At 68.7% G+C, this 11,444-nt stretch carries 11 protein-coding genes; 5 read left to right on the top strand and 6 right to left on the bottom strand.

Translation table 11 applies throughout. The annotated features are described in order from the left end of the window. Positions 1-21: 21 nt before the first annotated feature. Both BLW00_RS00095 and BLW00_RS00100 read left to right on the top strand, forming a co-directional pair. A complete protein-coding gene (locus BLW00_RS00095) occupies positions 22-1,170 on the top strand; it encodes a glycerol dehydrogenase (RefSeq protein ID WP_092547550.1) in 1,149 nt (382 codons plus the stop codon). 23 nt (positions 1,171-1,193) lie between these two features. Then, positions 1,194-1,952, top strand: a complete 759-nt coding sequence (locus BLW00_RS00100) for an MIP/aquaporin family protein (protein ID WP_092547552.1) — start codon at positions 1,194-1,196, stop codon at positions 1,950-1,952. A gap of 14 nt (positions 1,953-1,966) precedes the next feature. Here BLW00_RS00100 and BLW00_RS00105 read toward each other — a convergent pair whose 3' ends face one another. After that, positions 1,967-2,620: a GNAT family N-acetyltransferase gene (locus BLW00_RS00105; RefSeq protein WP_092547554.1), complete on the bottom strand. Its 654-nt coding sequence runs from the start codon at positions 2,618-2,620 to the stop codon at positions 1,967-1,969. A 55-nt stretch (positions 2,621-2,675) separates the two neighbouring features. Next, positions 2,676-3,566: a UTP--glucose-1-phosphate uridylyltransferase GalU gene (gene galU, locus BLW00_RS00110; protein ID WP_092547556.1), complete on the bottom strand. Its 891-nt coding sequence runs from the start codon at positions 3,564-3,566 to the stop codon at positions 2,676-2,678. Positions 3,567-3,651: 85 nt separating this feature from the next. Between galU and BLW00_RS00115 the strand changes: the two genes are divergently transcribed. From BLW00_RS00115 to mscL, 3 genes are read left to right on the top strand one after another with little or no spacing between them, the layout of a single operon-like run. Continuing rightward, complete coding sequence (locus BLW00_RS00115) at positions 3,652-4,236, top strand: 5-formyltetrahydrofolate cyclo-ligase (RefSeq protein WP_092547558.1); 585 nt, start codon at positions 3,652-3,654, stop codon at positions 4,234-4,236. Positions 4,237-4,278: 42 nt separating this feature from the next. Continuing rightward, positions 4,279-4,590, top strand: a complete 312-nt coding sequence (locus tag BLW00_RS00120; protein WP_092547560.1) for an FmdB family zinc ribbon protein — start codon at positions 4,279-4,281, stop codon at positions 4,588-4,590. A gap of 9 nt (positions 4,591-4,599) precedes the next feature. Further along, positions 4,600-5,022, top strand: coding sequence for a large conductance mechanosensitive channel protein MscL (gene mscL, locus BLW00_RS00125; RefSeq protein ID WP_092547562.1), 423 nt, complete (start codon positions 4,600-4,602; stop codon positions 5,020-5,022). A gap of 74 nt (positions 5,023-5,096) precedes the next feature. Here the strand turns inward: mscL and BLW00_RS00130 are convergent, their stop codons facing one another. From BLW00_RS00130 to BLW00_RS23215, 4 genes are all read right to left on the bottom strand, one after another. Continuing rightward, the gene (locus tag BLW00_RS00130; RefSeq protein WP_092547564.1) at positions 5,097-5,297 is read right to left on the bottom strand and encodes a hypothetical protein; all 201 of its coding nucleotides are present in this window, start codon (positions 5,295-5,297) and stop codon (positions 5,097-5,099) included. Positions 5,298-5,332: 35 nt separating this feature from the next. After that, on the bottom strand, positions 5,333-9,112 hold the full coding sequence (locus BLW00_RS00135; RefSeq protein WP_245741167.1) for an AAA family ATPase: 3,780 nt from the start codon (positions 9,110-9,112) through the stop codon (positions 5,333-5,335). Positions 9,113-9,224: 112 nt separating this feature from the next. After that, positions 9,225-9,710 (bottom strand): YbaK/EbsC family protein, encoded by a 486-nt coding sequence (locus BLW00_RS00140; protein ID WP_092547568.1) that lies wholly within the window; start codon positions 9,708-9,710, stop codon positions 9,225-9,227. Positions 9,711-9,807: 97 nt separating this feature from the next. Then, positions 9,808-11,444 (bottom strand): YncE family protein (locus BLW00_RS23215; RefSeq protein ID WP_407650935.1); only part of this gene is annotated, 1,637 nt, incomplete at its 5' end.

Raw genomic sequence — 11,444 nt, forward strand, 5'->3', positions numbered from 1 at the left:
CAACGACGTCAGGAGTACACCATGCCCACTTCCCTTCCCATCCGCACCGTCATCAGCCCCGGCCGCTACGTGCAGGGTCCGGGTGCCATCACTCGTCTCGGCGAGTTCCTCGCACCGATCGGATCCAAGCCCCTCATCGTCGCCGACGACGTCGTCTGGGGCTTCGTCGGCCACGACGTCGAGGCCTCGCTGACGGCAGCCGGCCTGCCCGTGCGCCGCGAGAAGTTCAACGGCATCCCCAGCGCCGGTGAGATCGATCGGCTCGTCGCCGTCATCGCCGACGCGAACGCCGACGTCGTCGTGGCCGTCGGCGGAGGCAGCACGATCGATGCCGTCAAATCGTCGGGCTTCCTCGCCGGAATCCGATGGGTCACGGTGCCATCCGTGGCGTCGACCGATGCCCCCACCTCTGCACTCGCGGTGATCTACACGGAGGACGGCGCCTTCGAGGAATACCGTTTCTTCCCGCGCAATCCCGACCTCGTGCTCGTCGACTCGCAGCTCGTCGCCAACGCACCGGCGGCGTTCCTCGCAGCGGGAGTCGGCGACGCCCTGGCCACCTGGCTCGAGGCGCGCGCCACGTCACGTTCGAACTCGAACACCATGGCCGGTGGCCTGCCCACCGAAACCGGCACCGCGCTCGCGCGCCTGAGCTGGGACGTGCTCTGGGAGAACGCGCTTCCCGCGCTCGACGCGGTGCGGGATCATGTCGTGACACCCGCTGTCGAGAAGGTGATCGAGGCCAACACCCTGCTGTCCGGCCTCGGCTTCGAATCGGGCGGACTCGCAGCCGCCCATGCCATCCACAACGGGCTCACCGCGGCGCCCCAGACCCACGGACTCGCCCACGGGCAGAAGGTGAACATCGGATCGATCACGCAGCTCGTGCTCGAAGGAGCTCCGACCGCCGACATCCGCGACTTCATCGAGTTCACCACCCGCGTCGGCCTGCCCACCACCCTCACCGAGATCGGACTCGACGCCGACTCGGCCGAGCTCGACCAGGTCGCCGAACTCGCCACCGTGCCCGGAGAGACCATCCACGCCATGCCGTTCGAGGTGCGCCCGGTCGAGGTCGTCGCAGCGCTCAAGTCGATCGAGCGTCTCGCCCGGCGGGTTCGCACCGAAGCGAAGCTGCCCGAGCCCGTCGCCTACGTGGCCCACCACTGACGCCGGCCACGGGAATCCGATCCATGGACACATTGGCAGGCGTCTTCGTCTCGGAGGTCGTCGGCACGGCGATCCTCATCCTTCTCGGCTGCGGCGTGGTCGCCAACGTCGCACTCGCCAAGACCAAAGGCAACGGCGGCGGCTTCCTGCTCGTCAACTTCGGCTGGGGCCTGGCCGTCTTCGCGGGCGTGATCGTGGCCTACCGCTCGGGGGCCCAGCTGAATCCGGCCGTCACCCTCGGCATCGTCTCGAGCGGCGCGACCGAGTTCGTTCCGGGCGTGCCGGTGAGCCCGCTCTCGATCTCCGTCTACATCACCGCCCAGATGATCGGTGCGATGATCGGCGCGTTCCTGGCCTGGCTCGCCTACCGACAGCACTTCGACGCCGAGCCGGAACCGGCGAACAAGCTCGGGGTCTTCTCCACCGGTCCGGCGATCCGCAGCTACGGCTGGAACCTCGTCACCGAGATCATCGCCACCTTCGTGCTGGTGTTCGTGGTGATCGGCTTCGGGCGCAACGGCGACGCGTCGGGGCTGGCGGCACTCGGCGCGCTCCCCGTGGCGCTGCTCGTGATCGGGATCGGCGCCTCCCTCGGTGGACCGACCGGGTACGCCATCAACCCCGCTCGAGACCTCGGTCCCCGCATCATCCACGCTCTCGTGCCGATCAAGGGCAAGGGTACGTCGGATTGGTCCTACTCCTGGGTACCGATCGTCGGCCCGCTGATCGGCGGCATCATCGCCGGCTGGTCGTCGACGATTCTGCTCCCGATCCTCTCCTGAGAGCAGAACATCCTCTAGCGGGGCTGCACGGGCAGGGGGCGGAGCGCAGCGATGCGTTCCGCCTCCGGCACCGAGCCGTCGCCCACCGGCACCCGGCCCTCGCGCCAGCGGCGCAGCACACCGACGGGCAGCTCCTCGCGCACCAGGGCGAAACAGAAGTGGTCGCGCCAGTCGCCGTTGATGTGGATGTAACGCCGCCGCAGCCCCTCGTAGCGGAACCCCAGCTTCTCCACCACGCGCAGGCTCGGCCCGTTCTCGGGTCGGATGCAGATCTCGATGCGATGCAGCCCCACCGAGTAGAAGCAGTAGTCGGCGGCGAGCGCCACTCCGACGGGCGTGATGTTCTTGCCGGCGAACCGCTCCGAGACCCAGTAGCCGATCGACGCCGACGCCACCGACCCGTAGCTGATCGACGAGACGTTCAGCTGCCCGGCCAGCTCCCCCTCGTGTTCGAGGATGAACGGCAGCCCGAGCCCGGCCCGCGCGTTCGCCTGCAACGACCGGATGCTCGCCCGCGTGTCGAACGACATCGGCCCGTTCGGGTTGGTCGCCTCCCACTTGCGGAGCCACGACCGGTTCTCGATCAATTCGCGTTCGAGCGGTTTGGCGTCGCGGACGCGGATCGGCCGGATCGCGATCGGACCCTCGGAGAGTGTGGGCACAAACATTTGCTCGAACAATACCGCGTCGGGGCGCCCGGAGAGTGCCGTGACGGCTTGTGCGCTACAGGCCGGCGACGAATCCCTTCAACCACGGCCGCAGCTCGGGGCCGAGGTCGTCGCGTTCGGCGGCGAGCTGCACGATCGCCTTGATGTAGTCGAGCTTGTCGCCGGTGTCGTAACGGCGCCCGCTGAACACGACGCCGTAGACGCCGCCCGCGATGGACACGTCGTCGGCGAGCGTGAGCAGCGCATCCGTCAGCTGGATCTCGCCGCCCTTGCCGGGCGGGGTGTTCTCGAGGATCTCGAACACCTCGGGCTGCAGCACGTAGCGGCCGATGACCGCGAGGTTCGACGGCGAGGTACCCTGCTCCGGTTTCTCGACGAGGCCGGTCACGCGCACCAGGTCGTCTTCGTCGGTGGCTTCGACCGAGGCGACGCCGTAGAGGTGCGTCATCGAGGGGTCGACCTCCATGAGGGCGATGACGGTGGCCGACCGCGCCACCTGCACCTCGAGCATCCGGCTGAGCAGCGGATCGCGCGCATCGATGATGTCGTCGCCGAGCAGCACGGCGAACGGCTCGTGCCCGACGTGCATCTTGGCCCGCAGCACTGCGTGACCGAGACCGAGCGGATCACCCTGACGCACGTAGTGCATCTCGGCGAGCGCCGTCGACTCGTTGACGACGCGGAGCATGTCGCCCTTGCCCTTCTGCTCGAGCGTCGACTCGAGCTCCGTGACCCGGTCGAAGTGGTTCTCGATGGCCGCTTTGTTGCGCCCGGTGACGACGAGCACGTCGTTGAGGCCGGCATCCACCGCCTCTTCGACGACGTATTGGATGGCCGGTTTGTCGACGACCGGGAGCATCTCCTTCGGCATCGCCTTGGTGGCCGGAAGGAAGCGCGTGCCGAGGCCCGCTGCCGGAATGACTGCTTTCGTCAGATGTGTCCCCATGAGGGTCAAGAGTATCCAGGTTTCATGACCGCGAGATGTCGGCGCCGAAACACAGTCGTCTCCTACGCCACTTACAATTGCTGCCATGACCTCCGAGGTTGCCCACGCCAAGCGGGCTCTGCGCGCCGAGCTGCGTGAACGCCGGCGCACCCGCCCCGCCCATGTCGTCGACGCCGCGAACCTCGGATTCACCGAGAACCTGATCGCTCTGGCCAAAGAGACGGATGCGCACACCATCTCGGCCTATCTCTCCACCTCCTTCGAACCCGACACCCGCCCCTTCCTCAACTGGGCACTCGCCGACGGCCGGCGGGTGCTGCTGCCGATCGCTCGGCAGGACGGCCTGCTCGACTGGGCCGAGGGCGACGGCGAGACCGAGACCGAAGGGCTGTACGGCCTGCCCGAGCCCGTGGGCGGCATCCTCGGCCCGATCGCCATCAACGACGCCGACCTCATCCTCATCCCCGCATCGGCCGTCGACGAGCACGGCACCCGGATGGGCTGGGGCCGGGGCTACTTCGACCGCACTCTCGGCTCGATGGAGAACTGCCCGCCCGTTTTTGCCGTCGTCTTCGACGATGAGATCCTTGACGAGGTGCCGCGCGAGCTGCACGACGCGCCGGTCGACGGCGCCGTCACCCCCACGCGGATCATCCGATTCGCCAACTGAGCATCGCGCCCACCGCGACACTCGATCCACACGGAGGCTTCATTGCCCACTTACTCCTACCGCTGCACGGAATGCGAGAACGCGTTCGACATCCAGCAGTCGTTCACCGATGACACCCTCACCGACTGCCCGGTCTGCGGCGGCAAGCTGCGCAAGGTGTTCAGCCCGGTGGGCGTGACGTTCAACGGCTCCGGGTTCTACCGCACCGATTCACGGGCGAAGCCGTCGTCGGGAGGCAGCAGCGGCGGGTCGTCTTCGTCGTCGGATTCGTCGTCGTCCAGCTCTTCCAGCAGCACGTCGAGCACGCCTTCGACGCCTGCCCCGAGTTCGCCGGCGAAGACACCCGCGACCTAGGCTGGAACCATGCTCAAGGGTTTCAGAGAATTCATCCTGCGCGGAAACGTGATCGACCTGGCGGTCGCCGTCGTGATCGGCGCCGCGTTCACCGGCGTCGTCAACGCGATCGTCACCAACATCTTCAACCCTCTCATCGCAGCGATCTTCGACGCGAGCGACCTCGACAACGTCGCCGTCTGGACTCTCAACGGCTCCGACATCAAGTTCGGCTCGGTGCTGGGTGCGCTCATCCAGTTCCTGCTCGTGGCGGTGGTGGTCTACTTCGTGTTCGTGCTGCCGATCAACCACTTGAAGAAGGCGGCGTTCGCCATCAAGAAGACCCCCGCCGAGTCTCTGGAGGAGACGAAAGAGGAGCTGCCGCCCACCGAGACGGAGCTGCTCATCGAGATCCGTGACCTCCTGGCCCGCGAGAACGCCCCCAAGGCGTAGTTCCTCCTCGCGAGTCGCCAAAATTCGCCCTCCGCGCAGCGATTGGAGGGCGGATTTTGGCGACTCGCGAGGAGTTACCAGTGCGGGGGGACGTCGCGGCGGAGCTGCGCGTCGTTGGGACCCTCGGCCGCGCCCGGCGCGCGGTCGCCCCAGGCCTCGTCGGTGTCTTCGGATGCGCGCACGGGCGTGCCCTCGGGCGTCGCCTGAGGCGTCGGGTCGCTCCCCGGCACCGGATCGGTGGAGGCCCGGCGCCTGCCGGTCTTGCGTACGGTCACGCAGAAACCCTACGCGATGCGGGTGAGCCGGTCGCTCAGATGTGCACGTGGATGGGCGAGGTCTCCACCAGTGAGAGCTCGCGCACGCCGATGACGTTCGCGATGCGGGCGGCGACGGCCTCCGGGTTGGCGAACAGCTCGAAGGAGTGCACCCTCAGGTAGTGCCAGCCGAGACGGCGGAGCATGTCAGGACGCAACCGCAGCGACTCGCGCAACGACGTGGAGTGCACCACCGCATCCGTCTCGATCGCGATGGCACGGCCGTCGTGCGAGGCCACCAGGGTGAGCTTGCCACGGTGCTCGAACGCGACATCCAGGCCTCGCGCACCGAGCCGGCGGGCGAGATCGATGAGCAGCGCGTCGCCGGGGCTCGAGAAGGTGTCGGGCGTCGGCCCGTTCTCCGCCTCCTGCAGGATCTGCCGCAGGGCGACGACCCCGTAGTTCATGCGCTCTTCGTCGATGTCGGAGGGATTGAAGCACGACACGATGTCCATGGATCGGCGGGCTCTCGTCATACCGACCGCGAGCAGTCGCTCGCCACCGGGACGAGCGAGCCCGCCGAAGTTGGTGAGCACACGTCCGTGCGCGGTCTTGCCGTAGCCGACCGAGAAGATCACGCGGTCGCGGCTCTGCGCGACGGACTGCTCGAGCGTGGCCACCATGAACGGTTCGGCACGCTCCTTGAGGATGAAGTCGGCCAGGTCGCTGCGCTTCGCGAACGCGGCGAGCACGGCCTGCTGCACGCGCACCGCGTGCTTCGGCGAGGCGGTGATGACCATCAGCGACTCGCGCGGGTAGTTGATCGCGTGATCGAGCACGAGCGAGACGACCTGGTCGACCTCGGCGTCGACGCTCTCGACGGCGCCCGTCTCGGAGTCGGGCATGCCGCCACGGCCCTCGACGTAATGCAGAGCGAGGCTGCCGTGGCCGAGGAAGGTGCCGGCCCAGGGCAGGGAGTCGATCTTGCCGCCGTAGAAGCGGTGGTTCACGAGTTCGGCGAGGTCTTCGCCGCCGGCGCGGTAGCTCCGGGTGAGCGAGAGGGTGGGCACCAGGTCGGCGAGCCGGGCCAGCGCCGACTCGGAGTGCAGTTCTTCGACCGCTGCCGCATCCACGACCGAGCGCACGCGCTGCTCCTCGAACGGACGGATCGCGATCTCGAAGTGCGAGGGCGTCTGCGTCACGGGGTCGCCGAACGCCACCACCTGACGGCCGCGACGGATGGCGCCCACGTTCTCGGCCAGGGTCGTGGCTCCCGCATCCACCAGGATCACGGTGTCGAAGGTGATCGCATCCGTGATCTGCGACACCTCGTAGGGCGAGGCCAGCCAGACCGGTGCGAGCACCTTGCCGAGGTGCGGAGCGGCTTCGTGCAGACGGAACGAGTCGACGCGATCGGACCGCAGAAGCGTCTTCAGCGCGGCGGCCTCGTCGGGATGGTCGACCAGGCCCACGCTCCAGGTCTCGGCGAGCTGCCAGGAGAGCAATTGGCCGTTCATGGAGGCGTGCGCTTCATCGACGAGACGGAAGTCGCCCTCGAGCCGGTCGAGCACGCCGGTGTTGGCACCGAGCAGGGCGCGGTCGTCGGCCAGCATCATCTCGAGCACCGACTGCCACCAGGCGAGTTCGAGTTCGTCGGCCACGGCCGCTTCGGGCACGTGCCGGTTCGACAGGTCGACCATCAGCGGGTCGAGCGAGTGCTCCCGCAGCGAATCGAGGAGCGAGGTGCGCTCCTGCAGGTTGGCGAGCACCTCGGAGTCGGCGGCGAGGCCCTCGACCATGCCGATGAGCTGGTCGATCGGCAGGGCCGCGAGCTGGCGGGCGGTGCCGACGCTGCCGAGGGGCAGGTCGAGCTGCGCGAGGTCTTCGGTGACGCGCTGGAACGCGATCTGCACGTCGTTGATGCCCACCGGGATCTCCGGCGGGATGCCGGCGGCTGCGAAGCGGTACCAGAGCGTGCGCTGCTGCTGGATGCGCCGCAGGGCGTCGTTGATGTCGCCCACGTGCACGCCGGGCCGCACGTATTCCTTCGCCAGAGCCTTGAGGCGGCGGCGGCTCGTGGAGGAGAGCTGCGGGGCGTCGCGCCGCGGGCTCGTGGCCGCGATGAGATCGGTGAGCGAGCGGTCGAAGACCACGGGCAGGAACTTGTCGAGCGTCTCGCGCAGATCGGCGAGCAGACGCAGGTAGGTGCCGAGCTCGTTCAGAGAGGTGAACGGGCGCATCCGGGTCTGGCCGATCAACTCGTAGGCGCCGGTGAGCAGGCGCGGCAGATCGGTGGTGTTCAGGCGCTTGGCGAGTTGATGGGCGCGATGCGCGTCGTCGCTCGAGGAGAACTGGGCGCCGTACCACGGCGAGTCGTCGGGACCGTAGCGGAACTGGCCCAGCTCGGCGGCCCGGCTGAGCGTCTTGGCGGCCTTTCCGCGGCCGGTGGCGAGCGACTCGAGGGCGGCGCGGTCGAGTCGGGCCGTGGTGGCGGGCGGGTTCGGCAGCAGGGCGAGGCGGGCGAGCTCGCGCAGGGCGTCGAGCACCGAGACCTTGAGCAGAGGATCGACCCGCGACATCGAGGAACGGTAGTCGAGCAGCACGCTGCGCAGGCGCACCAGTGCTTCGTCGACATCGGCGACGCGCGGCTGCTGCGCCTTCTCGTTGCGGCCGATCGACTGGATCAGGTCGCGGTGCAGCGTGCGCAGGGAGACCGCGACGCCGGGGAGCCCGACATCGGAGAGCCGGCGGTTGATGCCGCCGAGGCTGAGACGGCGCGGGCTCACCACGAGCACCCGCTTGTTCTGCGCCACGAGGGCACCGATGGCGTTCACGATGGTCTGGGTGCCGCCGGTGCCGGGCAGGGTCTTCACCACGATGGAGTTGCCGCCCGAGATCTGGGCGATCACGTGCTCCTGCTCGCTGTCGGCGTCGAGCAGCAACGTGTCGGTGGAGGGGGCGCGGTGGTCTTGCGGCGAGGGCTCCACGGGGTGGTAGCCGTCTTGCACGGCGCGACGAGAGGTGAGGTTTCCGGCGAGCGCGTCGAGAACCGGATGCGAGATGTCGCCGCTGTCGGCGAGCATCCCGCCCGCCACGTCGGCGAAGGTGGAGACGACCAGGCGCGGTTGCACCTGGAACCAAGGCAGGTGCGAGGTGAGGCTGCGCAGGCGGTCGATGACCGGCTGCGGCTTGAAGACGCCGTTCGAGGCGGCGAGGGCGACGAGGGCTTCGCGGTCGACCGTGATCTGGAACTGGTCTTGCAGCACGCGCACGAGCTCGGGGTTCACGAACGGCACGCCGCGGAGCTTCAGCTCGAAGTCACGGCCGTAGCGACGCACCGAGATGGGGCGCAGGAGCACGGGGGCACGGAACTGCTTCTCGGTTCCGGTCTTGTCGATTCCGGTCTTGTCGGGGGCGTCGTCGGCGGCGCTGGTCGTGCCGCGCCACTCGGCCAGGCCGATCGCGAGGTGCACGGAGTCGATGCCGCGCACGCTGCGGAGCTCGACGCCCTTGTCGGTGATGGCGCCGGCGGCGATGCGGGCGTTGCGGAGGGCGAGCTCGTCGCGGATGAGGCTCGACAGCAACGTGGCGCTGCCCGTGATGAACTGCGCGAGACCGCCCGGATGCGTGGTGCTGAGTTCGATGCGGCTCCGGGCGGAGTCGTCGAACGCGATGAGCGGGGACTCGCCGCCGAGCGCTGCGATCTCTTCTCGCCAGCGGTCGCGGGTCGGTTCGACGAGGCTCTCCGTCGAGAACACCTGGCCTATCGGGCTGTTGGACGAGGACCGGCCATTGCGACCCCAGGCCGACTCGACGGAGTCGGCTGCAGACGACACATCGTCTGAGTCTCGTTTCTTATCGGCACGCCACACAACGCCACAGTACGTGCGCGGGCCGGGAATGGCCGTCAATCGGCGCGAGTTTCGGAAACTTGGGCGGATTTCCGCCTCAATCGATGCTGGAAACCACAGCGCTCGGGGTTCCGCCGGTCACCCGGACCAGTTCGTCGAAGGTCGTGGGATACACGGTGTGCGCGACGCCGGCGGCGGCCCAGACCTGGGGATGCGCGTCGAGCGCCACATCGACGACGGTGCGGATGGGTGCGGGGTGACCCACCGGTGCCACACCGCCGATCGCCTGACCCGTCGCCTCTTTCACCTGGGCGGCACTCGCCCGGGTGATGGTGCCGCCGAGCTGTTCGCCGAGCCACTCCGTGTCCACCCGGTGGGCCCCGCTCGTGAGCACGAGCAGCGGTTCCCCGTCGAGCAGGAACACGAGCGAGTTGGCGATGGCCCCCGCCTCCACGCCCAGCGCGGCGGCCGCAAGGACGGCGGTGCTCGCCGCGTCATCCAGCCACACGATCTCGCCGCGCACCCCGCCCGCGTCCAGCGCGGCGCGCACCCGCGCGACTGCAGGGTGATCACGAGCGGGCATGTCTCCACGCTATCGCGCTCCTCCGCCCCCGAATCGCCAAAACACGCCGCAACCCCTTGGCGGGTAACGGCGTGTCTTGGCGACTCGGTGTGACGGGTTACTGCGCGCGCTGCAGGGCGATCAGGCCTGCCGGGAAGCGGTCGCGGGCCGAGACGTACACGACGCCCTTCGCCGAGTCGACCGACACCCCGTAGACCTTGTTGCCGAAGGCGGTGCCCGGATAGTTCGCGATCTCGGTCAGGTCGGCGGCGTTCAGCACGCGCACCCCGCTGGCCTCGAAGTCAGAACTGGCGTGCCCAATGTAGAGCCGACCCACCTCGGGATCGACGGCCACCGAGCGATAGTCGGGCGCCGCGACGGCCAGCGACTGCAGCAGCTCGAAGGTCGTGGCGTCGTAGACCCGCACACCGTCGTCGCCCGCACCGTTGTTCGTGGTGTACAGCCTGTTCGCCTTCGGATCGAACGCGATGCCGTGCGTCTGCCACGTGCTCGCGGAAGCCGTTTCGACCACCTGGATGTTCGCGCCGGTCTGCGCATCCATCACCTGGAATCCGGTCTGCCGGGTGGCCCCGAAGACGCGACCGGTGCCGAGGTCGACGTCGATGCCGCGCACGTTCGCCGTGAAGGCGAACGGGCCGCGCACCAGCGTGTCGCCCGTCAGATCCAGCACGGCCCAGGAGGCGCCGTAGGCGACGTACAACTCCTTCTTCGCCGCGTCGATCGCGACGTCGCGCACGCCCTCGCCCTCACCACCCGGGATCATGTGGGTGGCGACGACCGCATCCGTCACCGGGTCGATCTCGAGCACCCGCGCCGGGCGCTGCTCGTCACCGACGAAGAGGTGTCCGGTCGAGGGGTCGACCACCGAACCGACCGGCTTGGTGGCCAGCTCGGCGTCCTGCTCGAGGCCCGGGATCGCGGTGAGCGGGGTGGGCGTGTACTCGAGACCGGCGGGAGGCTCGGGGTCGGTGGGATCGGTCGGGTCCGTCGGGTCCGTCGGGTCCGTCGGGTCGGTCGGATCGACCGGCCCTGAGACGCCCGCACGCTGGCTCACCGTCACAGCCACGGCCTCGAGCTCCGACCCGGGCGGGTTCAGGCGGAAGTCGCGGTTCGACACGAACACCCGCTGCCGCTCCTCATCGACCGAGATGCCGTAGCCGTCTTTGCCGTACTTCGGATCGGCGAGATCCGCGAGCAGAGCACCGGTCTTCAGGTCGTGCACCGAGAATCCGCCCGAGCCCGCCGAGGTGCCGGTGTAGCCCACGTAGACGAGGCCATGGGTGGAGTCCACGTCGAGCTGACGCGCATTCACCCGCGACGCGGTCTCCCAGACCTGGCCGAAGTTCGCGTTCGCGTCGAAGGCAGCGACCTGGATGGCATCCGGAACCTCCTCGAAGTAGGCCGCCGTGACGAGTCCACCGACCGGGTCGGCCGCCACGTAGTAGGCGCCCGCCGTTCCGCCGATGACGCCGAGCGACGCGCCCGTCGAGGCATCGAGCACCTCCACACCCCGCGACGGCACCGCACCGTAGACGAGGCCCTTCACGGGGTCGACGTCGATCGAGCGGTTCGACTCGATGAACGGGAACGGGCCGCGCACGACCTGACCGAAGTCGGCGTCCGCGATCGACACCACGACCCAGTTGCGGTTCTGCTGACCCACGTAGAGCAACTGCTTCTCGTCGTCGATCCCGAGGTCGCGGATGTTCTCCGGCAACGTGATCGTGCGGGTGA

The organism is Herbiconiux ginsengi (genome assembly GCF_900107435.1).
Classification (GTDB): domain Bacteria; phylum Actinomycetota; class Actinomycetes; order Actinomycetales; family Microbacteriaceae; genus Herbiconiux; species Herbiconiux ginsengi.

What these genes read in the sequence shown, in the direction of transcription:
- BLW00_RS00105 (WP_092547554.1), bottom strand. Translation starts at nt 2,620, where the DNA reads ATGTTTGTGCCCACACTCTCCGAGGGTCCGATCGCGATCCGGCCGATC.
- BLW00_RS00115 (WP_092547558.1), top strand. Translation starts at nt 3,652, where the DNA reads ATGACCTCCGAGGTTGCCCACGCCAAGCGGGCTCTGCGCGCCGAGCTG.
- mscL (WP_092547562.1), top strand. Translation starts at nt 4,600, where the DNA reads ATGCTCAAGGGTTTCAGAGAATTCATCCTGCGCGGAAACGTGATCGAC.
- BLW00_RS00095 (WP_092547550.1), top strand. Translation starts at nt 22, where the DNA reads ATGCCCACTTCCCTTCCCATCCGCACCGTCATCAGCCCCGGCCGCTAC.
- galU (WP_092547556.1), bottom strand. Translation starts at nt 3,566, where the DNA reads ATGGGGACACATCTGACGAAAGCAGTCATTCCGGCAGCGGGCCTCGGC.
- BLW00_RS00140 (WP_092547568.1), bottom strand. Translation starts at nt 9,710, where the DNA reads ATGCCCGCTCGTGATCACCCTGCAGTCGCGCGGGTGCGCGCCGCGCTG.
- BLW00_RS00100 (WP_092547552.1), top strand. Translation starts at nt 1,194, where the DNA reads ATGGACACATTGGCAGGCGTCTTCGTCTCGGAGGTCGTCGGCACGGCG.